At 72.7% G+C, this 16,692-nt stretch carries 15 protein-coding genes; 8 read left to right on the plus strand and 7 right to left on the minus strand.

Annotated elements, in window-relative coordinates:
* Nucleotides 1-57: 57 nt before the first annotated feature.
* Nucleotides 58-1,038: an alpha/beta fold hydrolase gene (locus ACZ49J_RS23275; protein WP_467450811.1), complete on the minus strand. Its 981-nt coding sequence runs from the start codon at nt 1,036-1,038 to the stop codon at nt 58-60.
* A 339-nt stretch (nt 1,039-1,377) separates the two neighbouring features.
* Here ACZ49J_RS23275 and ACZ49J_RS23280 point away from each other — a divergent pair, with 339 nt between their 5' ends.
* The 3 genes from ACZ49J_RS23280 to ACZ49J_RS23290 all read left to right on the plus strand — a co-directional run bounded on the left by ACZ49J_RS23280 (nt 1,378) and on the right by ACZ49J_RS23290 (nt 3,544).
* Complete coding sequence (locus tag ACZ49J_RS23280; RefSeq protein ID WP_467450810.1) at nt 1,378-1,773, plus strand: DUF6010 family protein; 396 nt, start codon at nt 1,378-1,380, stop codon at nt 1,771-1,773.
* A gap of 164 nt (nt 1,774-1,937) precedes the next feature.
* On the plus strand, nt 1,938-2,720 hold the full coding sequence (locus ACZ49J_RS23285) for a hypothetical protein (RefSeq protein ID WP_467450809.1): 783 nt from the start codon (nt 1,938-1,940) through the stop codon (nt 2,718-2,720).
* Between the two features lie 215 nt (nt 2,721-2,935).
* A complete protein-coding gene (locus ACZ49J_RS23290) occupies nt 2,936-3,544 on the plus strand; it encodes a sigma-70 family RNA polymerase sigma factor (RefSeq protein WP_467450808.1) in 609 nt (202 codons plus the stop codon).
* Nucleotides 3,545-3,763: 219 nt separating this feature from the next.
* On the opposite strand, the gene ACZ49J_RS23295 is transcribed toward ACZ49J_RS23290, so the two are convergent.
* On the minus strand, nt 3,764-4,672 hold the full coding sequence (locus ACZ49J_RS23295; RefSeq protein WP_468350052.1) for a DUF3152 domain-containing protein: 909 nt from the start codon (nt 4,670-4,672) through the stop codon (nt 3,764-3,766).
* Nucleotides 4,673-4,997: 325 nt separating this feature from the next.
* Here ACZ49J_RS23295 and argG point away from each other — a divergent pair, with 325 nt between their 5' ends.
* Nucleotides 4,998-6,446 (plus strand): argininosuccinate synthase, encoded by a 1,449-nt coding sequence (argG, locus tag ACZ49J_RS23300; RefSeq protein WP_467450806.1) that lies wholly within the window; start codon nt 4,998-5,000, stop codon nt 6,444-6,446.
* 711 nt (nt 6,447-7,157) lie between these two features.
* Here argG and ACZ49J_RS23305 read toward each other — a convergent pair.
* Nucleotides 7,158-8,387, minus strand: coding sequence for a PP2C family protein-serine/threonine phosphatase (locus tag ACZ49J_RS23305; protein WP_467450805.1), 1,230 nt, complete (start codon nt 8,385-8,387; stop codon nt 7,158-7,160).
* Nucleotides 8,388-8,603: 216 nt separating this feature from the next.
* Here ACZ49J_RS23305 and ACZ49J_RS23310 point away from each other — a divergent pair, with 216 nt between their 5' ends.
* Nucleotides 8,604-9,260 (plus strand): maleylpyruvate isomerase N-terminal domain-containing protein, encoded by a 657-nt coding sequence (locus ACZ49J_RS23310; RefSeq protein ID WP_467450804.1) that lies wholly within the window; start codon nt 8,604-8,606, stop codon nt 9,258-9,260.
* A 41-nt stretch (nt 9,261-9,301) separates the two neighbouring features.
* On the opposite strand, the gene ACZ49J_RS23315 is transcribed toward ACZ49J_RS23310, so the two are convergent.
* The 4 genes from ACZ49J_RS23315 to ACZ49J_RS23330 all read right to left on the minus strand — a co-directional run bounded on the left by ACZ49J_RS23315 (nt 9,302) and on the right by ACZ49J_RS23330 (nt 13,428).
* Nucleotides 9,302-11,035 carry a SpoIIE family protein phosphatase gene (locus ACZ49J_RS23315; RefSeq protein ID WP_467450803.1) on the minus strand — a complete coding sequence of 578 codons (1,734 nt, stop codon included), beginning with the start codon at nt 11,033-11,035 and terminating at the stop codon, nt 9,302-9,304.
* Nucleotides 11,036-11,266: 231 nt separating this feature from the next.
* Nucleotides 11,267-12,205, minus strand: coding sequence for an anti-sigma factor RsbA family regulatory protein (locus tag ACZ49J_RS23320; RefSeq protein WP_467450802.1), 939 nt, complete (start codon nt 12,203-12,205; stop codon nt 11,267-11,269).
* Nucleotides 12,202-12,561, minus strand: a complete 360-nt coding sequence (locus ACZ49J_RS23325; protein ID WP_467450801.1) for an STAS domain-containing protein — start codon at nt 12,559-12,561, stop codon at nt 12,202-12,204. Before ACZ49J_RS23325 ends, ACZ49J_RS23320 begins: the two co-directional genes overlap by 4 nt.
* A 156-nt stretch (nt 12,562-12,717) precedes the next feature.
* Entirely contained in the window at nt 12,718-13,428 is a 711-nt protein-coding gene (locus tag ACZ49J_RS23330; RefSeq protein ID WP_467450800.1) for an STAS domain-containing protein, read from the minus strand.
* A gap of 243 nt (nt 13,429-13,671) precedes the next feature.
* On the opposite strand from ACZ49J_RS23330, the gene ACZ49J_RS23335 reads away from it, so the two are divergent.
* The 3 genes from ACZ49J_RS23335 to ACZ49J_RS23345 all read left to right on the plus strand — a co-directional run bounded on the left by ACZ49J_RS23335 (nt 13,672) and on the right by ACZ49J_RS23345 (nt 16,591).
* Nucleotides 13,672-14,022, plus strand: coding sequence for a helix-turn-helix transcriptional regulator (locus ACZ49J_RS23335; RefSeq protein ID WP_467450799.1), 351 nt, complete (start codon nt 13,672-13,674; stop codon nt 14,020-14,022).
* 414 nt (nt 14,023-14,436) lie between these two features.
* Nucleotides 14,437-14,946 carry a hypothetical protein gene (locus ACZ49J_RS23340; protein ID WP_467450798.1) on the plus strand — a complete coding sequence of 170 codons (510 nt, stop codon included), beginning with the start codon at nt 14,437-14,439 and terminating at the stop codon, nt 14,944-14,946.
* A 217-nt stretch (nt 14,947-15,163) separates the two neighbouring features.
* Nucleotides 15,164-16,591: a flotillin family protein gene (locus ACZ49J_RS23345; protein WP_467450796.1), complete on the plus strand. Its 1,428-nt coding sequence runs from the start codon at nt 15,164-15,166 to the stop codon at nt 16,589-16,591.
* The last annotated feature ends 101 nt before the right edge of the window (nt 16,592-16,692 follow it).

A 16,692-nucleotide genomic window follows, 5' to 3' on the forward strand; every position in this document is an offset into this window, starting at 1 on the left:
TGGCCGCCGCCTGCTGGTGGAACCGGCCTCCCGCCAACCTGCCCCGTCCGGAGGACTTCAGGCGGGCAGCGCGGCCAGCCACTCCGTCAGGAGCTTGTTCGTCTCGGCGGGGCGTTCCTGCTGGATCCAGTGGCCGCAGCCGTCGAGGATGTGGGAGGAGACCAGGCCGGGCAGCGTGTTCGGGTACGCCTTGATCGCGTCGGCCAGCCAGAGGGTGGGGCCGTCCAGGCTGCCGCCGACGAACAGTGAGGGCTGGGTGATGGGGGCGCCGTCGAACCCGGCGAGGTCCTCCCAGTCGCGGTCCACGTTCCGGTAGCGGGCCAGCGCCCCGCTCATGCCGGTCCGTTCGAACTCCCCGGCGTACACGTCGAGATCGTCCTCGCTCAGCCAGGCGGGCAGCCCGGTGGGGAACCGCTCACGCAGCGTCCCGCCCCGGCTGACGGCGAACGGTCCGGACGCCACCGGTGCGGCCATGCCCTCCGCGGACAGTGCCGCGTAGAAGCCCGCGAGCCAGCCGCGCACGTCGGGCTCCATCTCGCTCTCGGCCCGGCCGGGTTCCTGGAAGTAGGAGATGTAGAACTCCTCGTCGCCGCCGGCCATCGCGCCGAACACCTCCGTGGGCCTCGGCCCGCCGCGCGGCGAGTAGGGGACGCTGAGCAGCCCCACCGCGCGGAAGACGTCCGGCCTGACCAGGGCGGAGTTGGCGGCGATGGGCGCCCCCCAGTCGTGGCCGACGATCACCGCGGACTCCTCCCCGAGGGCCTCCACCACCGCCGCGTTGTCCGCCACCAGTTCCAGCATCCGGTACGCGTCGATCCCGCTGGGCCTGGAGGAGCGGCCGTAGCCCCGGACGTCGATGGCGACCGCGCGGTACCCGGCGTCGGCCAGGGCCGGAAGCTGGTGGCGCCAGGAGTACCAGGACTCCGGGAAGCCGTGCACGAGCAGGACCAGCGGGCCGGTGCCCTGCTCCACCAGGTGGATCCGCCCCGCCGGCGAGGGAACCAACCGGTGCCTGACGTCCAGGGCCCGCTGCGACATGAATGCTCCCCATCCCTCGATGCGCTCTGTGGCGGACCGTGCGCTGTGAGCCGGGCCGTGCGTTCTGTGCCCGCGCGTGCGCTCTCTGTCCGACCGTGCGCTCTGTGCCCGCCGCGTGCGCTCTTCGCCCGACCGTGCCGAACGACTTCCGATCATGCGGCGAACGCCCCGGGCAGCGCGACCCGTTTTGCCGCCCCCGCAAAACCCGTCGCCGAAGAGCTGCCCACCCGGCATGGCGGTAACCCGTTGGAAGCTGTCGGCAATGCCTCTGGGAGGCGTACGGGCACGGCCGTACGGTCATGAACCGTTCCCGCACCCGCCTCGGACGAAGGCACCGCCATGCAGTACGCCATACCCGTCGTCATCGGTCTCCTCTACGCCCTGCTGATGTCCCTCATCCGCGAACCGCACCGGCGGCGCCTCAACGCGGTCATGGTCGCCAGAGCTGGGGCCGCGTACCTCAGTGGCGGCGGCCTGGGCGGCTGGGAGTTCGCCTTCACAGCCGTCGTCACGTACGTCGCCTACCGGGGCCTGGAGTCGTGGACCCTCATCGGCGTCGGCTGGCTGCTGCACACCGCCTGGGACGTCGTGCACCACATCAAGGGCAGTCCGATCATCCCCTTCCTCCATGACTCTTCGCTGGGCTGCGCGATCTGCGACCCGGTCATGGCGCTGTGGTGCCTGGCAGGAGGCCGGACACCGCGCGACATCCTCGGGACCCCGGGAAGAGCGTGATCGCGGGCGGGCCACGCCCCGTGTCACGGGTCGGTGGCCCCAACCTCCCCCCGTTTCCGGCGCCTTGCCGTGGTGTGAATCACGTCTGTGGATATGAGCACCGCACCTGTGGATCTCCGTAGCTGACTGGGACAGCCGAGACGCGGGTGCAAGGATGAACCGCCATGACTGCTGGACGGTGTTCTCGTGCGCTGAGGGCCGCGGTGTTCGCGGCCGTCTGCGTGCTGTTCGCCGTGCAGGGGCACGTGATGACGTCCGGTGTCGAGGTGCCCTGGTGGGCGCTCGTCGCCGGGACCCTGGCAACGGGCGGGACGGTGTGGTGCCTCGCCCACCGCGAACGCGGGCTTCTCGCGGTCGGTTCCGTCGCGGTCACCACCCAGGTGGCCCTCCACGCGCTGTTCTCCCTCGCCCAGGCGGTCGAGCGGCCCGGACCGGCCGGCGGGGCGCCCCTCGCCGAGCGGTGGGTGCGTTACGTACTGTGCTCGCCACCGGGGACCGGTGACGCGGCCCACGGTGCCGCGACCACCGCGCACCCCACGGGCCACGGCATCGACGGCGTGGCGCCCGCGGACTCGTCACTCATGGACGCGTCGGGGCCGATGGCCTCGGTGGCCTCTATGGGCGGCACGGGCGGCATGGACGTGCTGGGTCATTCGGGGCACGCCATGGGCGGCATGTCCTCGACGGGCATGCTCGTGGTCCACCTGGTCGCCGCCCTGCTCGGCGGAGTGTGGCTCGCCCACGGCGAGCGCGCCGCCTTCCGCGTCCTGCGGGTTCTCGCCGGGTGGTTCGTCGCGCCGCTGCGCCTGCTGCTCCGGCTGCCCGCGCCGCCGCACCGCCCGCGCGTCCGCGCCCGCCGGGGCGGCTCGGACCGGCTGCTGCGGCAGCTCCTCCTCGTCCACGCCCTCACCTCCCGGGGTCCGCCCGCCCAGGCCGCTGTCCTCTGACGACAGCCGGTTCCCCGGGGCCTGACCCGGAGGCGTCGCCGACATCCCACTCGTCGACGTCCCGTTCGTCGACATCCCACTCGTCGCTTCGCCGACGCTCCGCTCCTCGCCTCGGGCATCGGTCGCGCGCCTCCGTGCGGCCGTACGTCATCGACCACCGGAACGCCCGCGCCCCTGCGCGGCTCCGGTTCCAGGACTCCCGAGAAGGACACCAGGTGTTCACTCCTGCCCTGCCGACGGCACTGCCCCCGTCCCACGACGAGTCGATAACCGCCTGGGCGCTCGCCGCGCGCGGCGGCGACGCCGAGGCCGTCGAGAAGTTCGTCCGCGCCCTGCACCGGGACGTCATCCGCTACGTCACCCACCTCGGCGCCGACCCGCAGTCCGCCGACGACCTGACCCAGGACACCTTCCTGCGGGCACTCGGCAGCCTGCACCGCTTCGAGGGCCGCTCCTCGGCGCGCAGTTGGCTGCTGGCCATCGCCCGCCGCGCCGTGATCGACAGCATCCGGCACGCCGCCGCCCGGCCCCGCCTGTCCGACACCGACGACTGGCAGTCCGCGGCCGAACGTGTCCAGCCGCGCGGCCTGCCCGGCTTCGACGACGGCATCGCCCTCGCGGAACTGCTGGCCGCGCTGCCCGGCGAACGCCGTGAGGCGTTCGTGCTGACCCAGTTGCTGGGACTGCCCTACGAGGAGGCGGCGCGCGTCAGCGGCTGCCCGGTGGGCACGGTGCGCTCCCGCGTGGCCCGCGCGCGCTGCTCACTGATCGAGTCGCTGTACGAGGCGGAAGGGCCCCAACTGGTGGCCGCGGCCGCCGCCTGACGACCCGTACGGTCGCCCTCGCCCTCGCCCTCGCCCTCGCCTTCGGGTGCGGGCGGCGGCGACCGGGCGGGTCCTGCGCGGACGGGTGAGCTCAGGTGCTCGCGCGCGGGGGAGGAGAACACCCGGCCCCGCGTCTCGTCGCCGCGCTCGCGACCCGCAGGGGTGGCCCACCCGCGACCCCAGACGGTGGCCGGCCTGGAGCTCGGCCCGCGCTCCCGCTCAGGGCACGGCCGGCCCGGTGATGAGCCGGCCTTCCTCGTCGTACGGCCAGACGTTGGGGACGCAGCCGTTCATGCCCTTGATCTGCTGCATCATCGCCGGTGCCGGTTTGCCCTTGCCGGGGCACCCGACATGGCCGTGGCCGAGGAAGTGACCGACCTCGTGGTTGACGATGAGCGCGCGGTAGGACAGAACGTCCTTGGCGTACACGGGTGTTGCCAGCTGCCAGCGCTTGAGGTTCACCATGACGTCCTCGCCGACGCGGCAGTTGACCTCACCGCGGGTGTTCAGCCCGGACCGCCCACAGATCTTGTCGACGGTGCCCGGGGTCGCGACCCGGACGGCGAAGTCGGTGGCGCCGCCGGAGACCCGCTGGAACGCCGACCGGCCGTTCGCCGTCCACCCGCGCGGGTCACCCAGGATGCGTTCCACTTCCTGGGCGACGTCCTCGGCGGACAGGGCTATGCCGTCCTCGACGTCGACCCGGTACCGGAACGGGGTTCTGCCCTCGCCCACCTTGTCACTTCCGCCGGAGGCCGTCGCGAACGTTCCCGGCCCGGTCGAGGGGATGTCGATCTTCTCGACCCGGGAGGGGGCCGGGGTGCCGGGCGCGGCGGAGGAACTCGGTGTGCCCGAGGGGCTCCGGGGGGCGGAGGGGCTCGGCGTGGTCCGGGACGGGGCGGAGGTGGGCCTGGCCCGCGTGGTGGACGCGGCCTCGCCCGGTAAGTCTCCCTTGTCTCCCGCATCCCACCCCACGGCGGCGAATCCGGCGGCCCCGAGAACGGCCACCGCCGCCAGGCCTCCCAGCCAGGTTCCCTTGCCCCGGCTGCCTCGACGCCGTCGGCGCCCGGCGCCAGGACCGCCCGCAGAGCGGCGGGAGCGGGAAGGCTTGGGTTCGTGTGCGGTCATGTTCTTTCAGAGTGTGATGAGCATGTGATCGGATGTGGCTGAAGCGATCACGAAACAGTAACGGATGATCAGTGTGGGTGTGAGGCTTCTTCGTTGAGGCCCTGGGGGCAGCCATGTGCGTCTGCTCGCAGGCGGTGTCAGGCCCCGGCGGTGCGCTGGCCCTGAAGGGACGTCACCGATGCGCACGGCTGGGTGATGTTGACCATTCATGCGATGCCGAAACGGTCGGTGCGCATATCGAAGACGTCGCCCCACTGGCAGTGCTCGTTCAGGACCTCGACCTCAGGGCTTTGCATGATCATGCGAAAGCATGCATACTCTTCCCATGTCCAAGGTCCTCACCTCCCTTCCCGCCGGCGAGCGCGTCGGCATCGCCTTCTCGGGCGGCCTCGACACGTCGGTCGCGGTCGCGTGGATGCGGGACAAGGGTGCCGTCCCGTGCACCTACACCGCCGACATCGGTCAGTACGACGAGCCCGACATCGCCTCGGTGCCCGGCCGTGCGCAGACCTACGGCGCCGAGATCGCGCGGCTGATCGACTGCCGCGCCGCACTGGTCGAGGAGGGCCTGGCCGCGCTCACCTGCGGGGCGTTCCACATCCGCTCGGGCGGGCGTGCCTACTTCAACACCACGCCGCTCGGCCGCGCCGTCACGGGCACGCTCCTGGTCAGGGCGATGCTCGAGGACGACGTGCAGATCTGGGGCGACGGCTCGACCTTCAAGGGCAACGACATCGAGCGGTTCTACCGCTACGGCCTGCTCGCCAACCCGCACCTGAGGATCTACAAGCCCTGGCTGGACGCCGACTTCGTCACCGAGCTCGGCGGCCGCAAGGAAATGTCGGAGTGGCTGCTCGCCCACGACCTGCCCTACCGGGACTCGACGGAGAAGGCGTACTCCACCGACGCCAACATCTGGGGCGCCACCCACGAGGCCAAGACCCTGGAGCACCTGGACACCGGCATCGAGACCGTCGAGCCCATCATGGGCGTGCGGTTCTGGGACCCCGAGGTCGAGATCCTCACCGAGGACGTGACGATCGGCTTCGACCAGGGCCGTCCGGTGACGATCAACGGCAAGGAGTTCGACTCGCCCGTCGACCTGGTCATGGAGGCCAACGCCATCGGCGGCCGCCACGGTCTCGGCATGTCGGACCAGATCGAGAACCGGATCATCGAGGCCAAGAGCCGCGGCATCTACGAGGCCCCCGGCATGGCCCTGCTGCACGCCGCGTACGAGCGCCTGGTCAACGCGATCCACAACGAGGACACCCTCGCCCAGTACCACAACGAGGGACGGCGCCTCGGCCGGCTGATGTACGAGGGCCGCTGGCTGGACCCGCAGGCGCTGATGATCCGCGAGTCGCTGCAGCGCTGGGTCGGCTCGGCCGTCACCGGTGAGGTCACGCTGCGGCTGCGGCGCGGCGAGGACTACTCGATCCTCGACACCACGGGCCCGGCGTTCAGCTACCACCCGGACAAGCTGTCCATGGAACGCACCGAGGACTCAGCGTTCGGCCCGGTGGACCGGATCGGCCAGCTCACCATGCGCAACCTCGACATCGCCGACTCGCGCGCCAAGCTGGAGCAGTACGCCGGGCTCGGCCTGATCGGCACCGGCAGCCCCGCCACCATCGGTGCCGCCCAGGCGGCCGCGACCGGCCTGATCGGCGCCCTCCCGGAGGGCGGCGCCGAAGCCATCGCCTCCCGCGGCGAGGTCTCCGGCGACGACGAACTGCTGGACCGCGCCGCGATGGAGTTCGGCACGGACTGACTCCCGCCGAGCCGGGGCCGCACCGCCGGGCCGGGCCCGCCCGCTCGGTTGGGCCGCCCGCCCGGCCGGGGGCCGCTCGGTCGGTCTGGGCCGTTTGCCGGGCCGGGGCCGCTCGCTCGGTTGGGGACGCTTACTGGGTCAGGGCCGCCCGCTCGGCCGGGGGCCGCCCGCTCGGCCGGGGGCCGCCCGCTCGGTGGGGCCGCTTGCCGAGCTGGGCCTCCCAAGCAGCGGGCGCCGCTCGCCGGGCCGGGGCCGCCCTGCCGGGGCCGCCCGCCGGCCGGGGGCCGCCCCTCGGTGTGGCCGCTTGCCCTGCCAGGGCCGCCCGCTCGGTTGGGGGCCCGCTCGGCCGGGGGCCGCCCGCCGGGCCGGTGCTTGCCGAGCCGGTGCCTCCCAAGCAGCGGGCGCCGCTCGTCGGGCCAGGCCCGCCCTGCCGGGGCCGCCCCCTCGGTGGGGCCGCTCCGGGCCGCGACCGCTTGCTCGGTCGGGGGCCCGCTCGGTCGGTCGGGGCCGCTTGCCGAGCCGGGGCCCCCGCAAGCAGCGGGCGCCGCTCGCCGGGCCGGGGGCCGCCCGCCCGGCCGGGGTCTCCCAAGCAGCAGGCACCGCCCGCCCGGGCAGGGACGCACCGCGGTGAAGGACCGGCTCGACGCCCTCGGCGCCGAGCCGGTCCTTCACCGTTTCCGGACCCGGCCCCCGACTCCGGCTCCCCGCTCCTCACAGCCGCAGGACAATGAGGGCGGTGTCGTCCGTCGTACCGGTGGGCGGCAGGAGGTCGTCCAGCAGGGCGTCGGCCAGGGCCTCGGGGGCGAGGCGCCGGTGATCGGTGAGAGAGCCGGCGAGTCGGTCCAGCCCCTTGTCGATGTCCTCGGTGCGGCGCTCGATCAGCCCATCGGTGTACAGGACCAGGACCGTGCCCTCGGTGAAGGACGTACGGGCCTGCACCCGGGGGAGGTGCTCGGGCCGCGCTCCGAGCGGCGGGTCGGTGGCCTGGTCGAGGAAGACCACCGTGCCGTCGGGGCGGAGCACGGCGGGCGGAAGGTGACCGGCGCAGCTGTAGGTGATCGACCGGTCGCCCCAGTCCACGAACGTCGCCGCCGCGGTGGTCGACTCGGCGCCGCCGACGGAGCGGGAGTACAGCCCCAGGGCGTCCAGGGCCTGCGCCGGGCCGTCGGCGACACGGCAGGCCGCGCTCAGGGCGCTGCGCAGCTGCCCCATGGCGCAGGCGGCCGCCAGTCCGCTGCCGACCACGTCGCCCACGGCGACCGCCAGGCTCTCGCCCGGCAGGTCGACCAGGTCGTACCAGTCGCCGCACACGTTCAGGGAACCCACGGCGGGCCGGTAGCGCACGGCCGCTCCGTGCGGCCCGCTCGCGCCGGGCGGTGGCAGCATCGCCGCCTGCAGGGCCAGGGCGACCTCGCGTTCGCGGGCGTGCGCCTGGCGCAGCCGTTCGTTGACCTCCTGCAGTTCGCGGGCCCGCGTGTACAGCTCGGCCTCCAGTACACGGGCCTCTCTGTCGTCGTCCCGCCGGCCGAACGCGTGGATGAGGTCGGTGACCTCCTCCACCCGGTGGATGATCAGCTGCACCCGCCCCTCGGAGTCGTGGACCGGGGCGTTGACCGGGCTCCAGTAGTGCTCGTCCCAGTGGCCGGGCCGCGCGGGGTCCTCGATGTCGTAGCGGAGCAGTGCCATCGTGTCGCGCTCGCCGGTGGCCGCCGCGCGGCGCATCGACGCCTCGGTCTCCCGCATGCCGGCCGCGGCCGGTTCGTTGGGGTTCTCGGGGAAGACGTCGAAGATGTAGCGGCCCACCAGCTGCTCCCGGGTGCGCCCGGTCAGCCGTACGAAGTCGTCGTTGGCGTCGGCGTACACCAGGTCGGGTGTCAGCAGCGCGACCATGCCGGGCAGGGCCCGGAAGACCGCCCCGTAGTCGATCTGCGGTTGGCTCATGGGCCGCCTGCCTCCGCGCCGAGCGTCTCCGTGCTGTTCCACGATAGAAGCGAACCCGCCACGCGGCCCCCGCACGGCGCCCGACGGTGCACGAGGGGCCCGGAGCGGGTCGCGCGCCGGCAGGCGAGCCGCCGTGCGGCGGCCTCCACGCGCGGCCCGTGCGCCGGCGAACCAAACCGGTCGCTGCGGCGGCCGCCTGGTTGCTAGCGTGCGGCCGTGGATCTGTTCTCACGCTCGTGGACGGCGTTGCGCACGGCGGTCGCCGAACTCCCGGACGAGGATTTCACCCGCCCCTCCGGCTGTACCGGCTGGCTCGTACGGGACCTGGTGTGCCACCTGGTCATCGACGCCCAGGACGTCCTGATCACCCTCGTCACACCGGCCGATGCCGAACCCACGCGCGACGAGGCGACCTACTGGCACATCGCCCACGCCCCGCCGGCCGGCGACGACCCGCTCGACGCGCTGACCGTGCGGATGGCGGCCGCGTACGAGGAGCCCTGGCTGCTCAGGTTCCACCTCGACGACGTCGGCTCCGCCGCCGGCCGCGCCGCCGGACTCGCCGACCCGAACCTCCGGGTCCGCACGCGCGACGAGGTGATCACCGTCGCCGACTACCTCTCCGCGTACGTCATGGAGTGGACCCTGCACCACCTCGACCTGGTCGCCCACCTCCCGGACACCGCGGGACCGCCCACCGAGTGCCTCGCCCGTTCCCGCGCCATGCTGGAGAAGATCGCCGGCTCCGCGTTCCCCGCGTCCTTCTCCGACAAGGACGCGCTGCTGATCGGCACCGGCCGCCGCGAGCCGACCGGAGCGGAGAGGTCCGCCCTGGGCGAGCTGGGGGCGAGACTCCCGCTGATCCTGGGCTGACCGCGATGCCCCGTCGGCCGCCCCGGGCCCGGACCGGCACGTCACCTGCGGGCGGGTGTCCGCAGGGCGAGGAGGGCGACGTCGTCGTCGTTTCGGGCCGGCCGGACCCTGCGCAGCAGCTGGTTGGTGAAGGAGGCCAGGGGGCGGTGGGCGAGGGCGGCCGCGTGCCGGTGCAGCCGGTCCAGACCGTCGTCGAGGGTTTGTCCGGGCGCCTCGATCAGGCCGTCGGTGTACAGCACGAGCGTGGACCCGGGCGGCAGCAGGGCGGTGGCGTCGGGACGGGGGGAGCCGACCGCGGTGCCCAGGAGGACGCCGTGCCCGTCCGTGAGGTGGGTGGCCAGGCCGTCGTGGCTGATGAGCAGGGGCGGCGGGTGACCCGCATTGGTCCAGGACAGCTTCCAGTGGCCGTCGTCCGCCTCTTCGATGCGGGCGAGAACCATGGTGGCCATGGTGACGTCGGTGATGTGCTGGATCGCCTCGTCGAGCCGTTCGACTATCCGGCTGGGCGGTTCGTGCTGGGACCAGGCGTAGGCGCGGAGCATGTTGCGCACCTGTGCCATGCCGGCCGCGGCCTCCAGATCGTGGCCGACGACGTCTCCGATGGCCAGGGCGGTGGCGCCGTCGGGCAGGGGGAAGGCGTCGTACCAGTCGCCGCCGACCTGTGAGGCGTCGGGGGCGGGCAGGTAGCGGACGGTCATCTGCAGCCCGGGCACGCGCGGCATCTGGGGCAGCAGGTGGTTCTGCATGGTCTCGGCGACCTTGCGCTGGCGCTGGTAGAGGCGGGCGTTGTCCAGGGCGAGCCCGGCGCGGCGGGCGATGTCCTCGAGCAGGGGGAGATCGGCGGGGGTGAAGTTCCCCGGATGCCCGGCGCGGCCGAGGGTGAGGGCTCCGAGGACCTCGCGGGTGCTGCGGATGGGGGCTATGGCCGCGGAGCGGATACCGGTGGCGTCGAACAGGCGGCGCTGTTCGACCGCGATGCCGGAATCCGGTTCCCGCTGGTAGGTCTCGGGTCCGGCCACCGTGGAGGCGACCCCCCGCAGGGCCCTGGACAGGGGCATCGGGGACTCCTCCGGGATCGGCGGCATCGGGCCCTGCAGGTCCTCGTGGTGTACCAGGGTGTCGCCGTCGGCGTGGACGACGGCGGTGCGCCAGACCTCGTCGCGCTCGGTGATCAGATCGATGACGGCCCAGTCCGCCAGCCGGGGGACGACCAGGTCCACCAGCCGCCGCAGCGTCTCCTCCACGTCGAGGGTGGAGGTCAGCTGTGTGGTCGTCTCCGCCAGCAGCGCGAGCCGTTCGAGCTCCGGGAGCGGCTCGGCGTCGGCCTGCGCCGGCCTCGGCCGCGCGCCGGTTTCCCGGGCGTCGTCGAAGGCGTGGAAGACGACGAGCGTTCCGCCCCCGCCACCGCCGGTGTCGTACGGGGTGATCAGCCAGGAGACGGTCAGGACGGAGCCGTCCCCGCGTACGAAGTAGTCCTCCTCGGCCTGGGCGGTGCGCCCGGCGTGGAACGCCTGCCGCATGGCGCACCGGCTTCTCGGCAACGGCCGGCCGTGGGCGTCCCGGTGCAGCACATCGTGCGCGTCGCGGCCGAGAAGCTCCTCGACGGGCCGGGCCAGCGCCTGTTCGGCGTGGGCGTTGACCGCGAGGATGCGGCCCTGTTCGTCCACCACGTAGGCCCCGGTCCCGATGGCGTCCAGGGACCGGGTGAGTAGGACAGCGGGCGCTGCCGTGGCCTGCTGTCTTGCGCGGATCTCGGCCTGTTCCGGCCCTGCCATCGCTCTTCTCCTCGCTGATCGGCCACTGGCCCGCCGGCCGGCGGCACGTCCGCCCAGCCGGAGGTCCGCTCGGCGGCATGACCACCGGCCGGCGTGTCCTTTCCTGATGCCCCGGCTTCGCCCTTGAACGCGTACGGGAAACCGGGTAAGAAAGGCCGCCGCCCCGAACCCGTTGACGGCTGCGAGGCCGCGACCAGCCGGGTACCCGGCGAAAGCCCGGGCGTCTCGCGCTCAGCGGTGGAGGTAGAAGCGGATCGTCGTGCCGTTCGTGCCGGTGTGCAGGCGCACCAGGTCGGCGAGGTGGTTGACCATCAGCAGTCCGCGCCCGCCGGGCATGCCGGGCTCGGCGGGGCGCCGTCCGGCCAGGGGATCAGTCAGCCGGCCCGCGTCGTGCACCTCGCAGACGACCTGCTCGCCTTCCGCCCAGATCCGCAGTGTCCCTGATCCGGCGCCGTGGACGATGCTGTTCGTGGTCAGCTCCGCCACCGCCAGCGCCAGATCCTCCAGCCGCGGCCCCGACATGCCGAGCTGCCGGCCCTGCTCCACCGCGAAGTGCCGCGCGCCGGGCAGCGTCCCGGCGGCGAAACCGAACCGCGCCGCGCCCGGCGGACACGGCAGCTGCTCGTTGTAGCGGGCGACGGCCTCCTCCGGGCCGTAGTCCGGGGAGGCGGCCTCGCCGTCCTCGTCGATGACCAGCGGATGGGTCGCCCACGCGTCGGCCAGCACCCGCTTGTCCAGCCGGTCGGCGTCGTACGGGCACAGGATGCTCACCTCCCGCCCGGCGAACGCCGCGTTGATCAGGGCCTCGTGCTGCACGCACGCCGGGTACTCCAGAGCGGTTCGGCCCGGCCAGATCGGCTCGCCGATGATCCGCACCCGCCCGGCGGGCCGGGTGGGCTGTGCGTCGGCGAAGGCGCGCAGCACCCAGGGGATGATCCGGCCGGGGTTGCGGCCGTCCTTGGTCATGTCGGTGAAGTGGACCTTCTCGGCGTACGCGCCGAGCCCGTCGCGGACCAGCCGCAGCCGGTCCGGTGGGGCGGCTATCGCCACGGGTTCCCCCGCTGCCAGGCCCTCCAGGAGGAACGGCACCGTCCCGGCGACGTACTGGTCGTCGCCACGGTAGAACAACGCCGGGTGGACAAACGGCTCGAGGACGGCTGCATGCGTCACGGCGCCACCTCAATCACGTCCAGTCCTGGCCACAGAGTGTCCAGTATGCGGGGCAGCTGCCGCGGCGGCTGGTGCACCACGATCCGCCGCCCAACCGGCAGGGCCTGGGCACACATCACCAGATCGGTCACTCCTCCCACGTCGATGAACGCGACCTGGTCCAGATCCACATGGACGGCACCCTGACCACGCCGGGCCAGCTCGTTCAGCGCGTCCCGCCAGAGACGGCGGGTGGTCGCACTGACCTCCCCCACGACGCGCAGACCAGGCCGCCCACCGAGTGGGTACACCTCAAGCCCTGTCACGTAAAGCGGTGAGGCAGCCGGGTGCCCGTCCGGGCCGGAGGGGATCTTCATGCCGTTCCCTTCATCCCGTACGTCCGGCATCCGCACCACACAATCTCCTCCACGTACCCCGGACGGGCACGTCAATGCCTGCAGTGTCGCTCAACTGCCCGTCGGCTTCGGAAGCGGGAGTCCCGAGCGGGTGGGCGCCCGGGTGACCCGATGCGGTCATCCCGGGCTCGTGGGTATCCGCTCCGGCCCCTCGCTCGTCGCCCGAGGGTGTGCGGAGGTGATCGCGGGCTGCCGCGAGCCGTTCGTCGGGGCCGCTGACGCGGCGTTCGTCCGGGCGACCGCGGCCGCCAGCTGGTCCCGCACGGTCTGGGGGAGCGTGGTTCCGTGAACGGCGCTCACCAGGGTGCAGGCCAGGTGGTGCAGCTTGGTGTTGGTGTTCTGGGACGTCTTGACCAGCACGGTCCAGGCCGCCTCGGGGCTGAGGCTGAAGGAGGCCATCAGGATGCCGCGGGCCAGGTCGATGGTCGGCCGGGTCCGCATGGCCCGCCGCAGCTGGTCGACCTCGCTGCGCAGGGCCTGGCCGGTGGCCTCGCCCGGGTCAGTGTCGTGGCCGTCGCGGTCCGCCCTGTGCGAGGTGTCCGGTGTGTGGCGGGAGAACAGCGCCTTGGCGCCGGTCAGGTCGAGCAGTCGCTCGACCGCGGGACTGCTGCCGCGGAGGGCGACGGTCTTGCCCTGGCTCAGGGCCCTCTGACGCAGGTCGAGCAGGAGGTTGAGCCCGGCGCAGTCGCAGAATCCGACCCCGTCCAGGTCCAGGTCGATGCCACTGCCCGACCGGCACAGGGCGTCGTGCAGATCGTCCTGGATCTGCCGGGCCTCGACATCGAGTTCGCCCCGCACGGTCACGTTCACCCGGTCACCGTCCGGCACGGTTTCGACCGTCGCCGGGCACGGCGGGAGCGCCATCGGTCCGCTGCCGCTCTTCGCGCGGTCAGCGCCCGTCACACGGTGGGGCCGCGCGGGGCGCGCAGGCTCCGGCATACCGCTGTCTCCCCTGTCCCGACGGTTGTCTGCGCTCCCAGATTCGCCTCCCACCCCTACGTACGTCAACTGATACATGAAATGTGGTACGTGTTTTTGAGTGCGGGAACGGCTGGTCGGTAAAGTCGGACCATGGACGGAGTGCCTGAGCCCCACACCGGATGGACCTTCCTGACCAACCATGCCCGCGTGCTGGCAGCCATCGCCGACAATCACAACGCCCGCATCCGGGACATCGCCGCGCACTGCCGGCTCACCGAACGTGCCGTCCAGAAGATCATTTCCGACCTGGAGCGGGACGGTTACCTCTCCCACACCCGGGAGGGACGCACCAACACCTACCGCATCGACCCCGGCAAGGTGCTGCGTCACCCGGCCGAAGCCGGTCTGACCGTGGCCTCACTGCTGTCCTGGCTGGTGAAGGACGAGGCCGACCGCGCCATGGCCCCGAGCGACCAAGGCCGGTCACACGCCACGCCGTGACCTCGCGGGGCGACAGGACACCAGGTCGGCCCGTGCTCCCGCACATATCGAGGCGGATCGCCGACCCGCTTCCCGGCACACCGTGGGGCTGCCGGAAACCGGCATGATCGGTACCGTTTCGCCCGCCGCGTGGCTCCGGGGCGCGAGTGTGCCGACCGGCGCGGGACGCGACGTGCGGTGGGCGATGGCCCGGAGGTGCCGGCGGGGCGTGCAGACCAAGGGCATCCGGCCGTGGACCGGGGAGGGCGGCCACGGAACAGCCGACCGGGGTGGCTGGAAGGACCCGGAGTGTCGACGCCTGCACGAGGTGGGCATGAAGGGGGCGTAAAGACTGCCGGGAACTGGCAATGTCCTGTGGCGGGCCCGCATGGGAGCATGCGTGCGCAGGGGGCGTCGTGCGAAGGAGGGGGGCGCATGAACTGGTTTCTGGGGCTGGGCATCGCGGGGCTGGTGCTGCTGGCCCTCTCGTTGGTCTTCGACGGGATTCTTGAGGGCGTGCTCGACGGGGTGCTCGACGGCGTCTTCGACGGCTGGCTGTCGCTGCCCGTCGTTGCCGGGTTCGTGTCGATGCTCGGTTTCAGCGGTGCGATCGTGCTCGGCACCACCGGGCTGGGCGCCACCGGGGCCACAGGCGTCGGGGTGCTGGCGGGTGTCGGCGCGGGCTGGGCGACGTACCGGCTCAGCCGCGCCCTGATGAGCGACGAGACCGCCCCCGCCCCGCGCGGAGACGATCTCGTCGGCAGTTCCGCCTCGGTCGTCACGGCCATTCCGGCCGAGGGATACGGCGAGGTGATGGTGTATCTCGCCGGGCAGCCGCTGAAGCTCGCCGCGAGAAGTCACGTGCCCGTTGCGCGGGGCGCCGACGTGTGGGTGGAAGCGGCGCTCTCGGCGACGTCCGTGCAGGTCCGACCCGTCGAGCGCTGACGGGTACGCCACCCTCCGGGCCCTTCGCGCCCTCGGTACCCGCCCGTCTCGTACCCGCCTGCCTGCCTCTGTCTCCGTGTTCTGCCTCCGTCTCCGTCCCTGCCTCCGTCTCCGTCTCTGGTCCCTGTCTCCGTCTCCGTCTCTGTCTCTCGCTCCGTCTCTGTTCCTGATCCGATTCCGTTCGCCGTCCCCCGGGAGGGCTGAGGGGGTTTATCCAATGAGTCCTGTCGTCGTCGCCGTGGTGGGAGTCGTCGTACTCCTTGTCCTGCTGGCCCTCGTGGTGGTCACCCGCTACAAGGTCGCCGGCCCCAGCGAGGCGTTCATCGTCACCGGACGGCGCGGCAAGAAGGCCACCGACCCCGAGACGGGGCGGGTGTTCACCGACAACAGCGGCCAGAAGGTCGTGGTCGGCGGGGGCGTCTTCGTCGTGCCGTTCGTGCAGCAGAAGTTCACCCTGGACCTGTCCAGCCGTCACATCCCGGTGGCCGTGCGGGGCGCGGTCACGTTGCGCGGGGTCAAGGCCAACCTGGAAGGCGTCGCCATCGTCAAGGTCGGCGGCACCGAGGACTCGATCCGTGCCGCCGCGCAGCGCTTCCTGATGCAGCAGGACGGCATCGTGGGCTTCACTCAGGAGGTGCTCTCGGGCGCGCTGCGCTCCATCGTGGGCCGGATGTCGGTGGAGGACATCATCCGGGACCGGGCCGCGTTCGCCGGGCAGGTCGCGGAGGAGGCCGAGGCCAGTCTGTCCGGGCAGGGCCTGGTGCTGGATGCCTTCCAGATCCAGGACATCACCACCGAGGGTTCCTACCTCGAGGACCTCGGACGGCCCGAGGCGGCACGCGCGAAGCAGGAGGCCGACATCGCCGAGGCCGTCGCCCGGCGCGCCTCCGAGCAGGCGCGGCTCAAGGCGGAGGAGGAGATCGCCATCGCGCAGCGGACCTTCGCGCTGAAGCAGGCGGAGATCAAGGCCGAGACGGACGAGGCCGCCGCCCGCGCCAACGCCGCCGGCCCGCTCGCCGAGGCCGCCCGGCAGCAGGAGGTGCTCAGCGAACAGGAGAAGGTCGCGGCCCGCCAGGCAGCGCTGACCGACCGTGAGCTGGACACCAAGGTGCGCAAGCCCGCCGACGCCGCCCGCTACCAGGCTGAGCAGGAGGCGGAGGCCCGCCGTATCGCGCTGGTCAAGGAGGCCGAGGCGGCCGCCGAGCGGGCCCGGCTCACCGGTGAGGGCGAGAAGGCGCAGCGCGCGGCGCTCGCCGAGGCCGTACGCCTCGAAGGCGACGCCGAGGCGGCCGCGATCGCCGCCAAGGGCGCCGCGGAGGCCGAGGCCATGCACAAGAAGGCCGACGCCTACGAGCGGTACGGCGACGCGGCCGTCCTGCAGATGATGGTCGAGGCGCTGCCGCAGGTCGTCGGCAAGGCCGCCGAGCCGCTGGCCGCCGTGGACAAGCTGACCGTCATCTCCACGGACGGCGCCGGACAGTTGCCGCGCACGGTCGCCGACAACGTCGCCCAGGGCATGGAGCTTCTCAGCTCCACCACCGGGGTGGACCTCGCCCAGCTCGTCCAGGGACTCGCCCAGGGCCGGACGGCCAAGGCGCCCTCAGCCGCCGATTCCGCCAACGGAAAGGTCACCATCACGGAGTGACCGCACGCGCGGTGCGTGAGAAGCCCGGACGGGGACAGCCCGTCCGGGCTTCCGGCGTCGGTGCGCGCGTGGGGGCGGGCCGGTTTCCGTGCTTTCTGGCG

It is taken from the genome of Streptomyces sp. NPDC030840, from assembly GCF_055572015.1.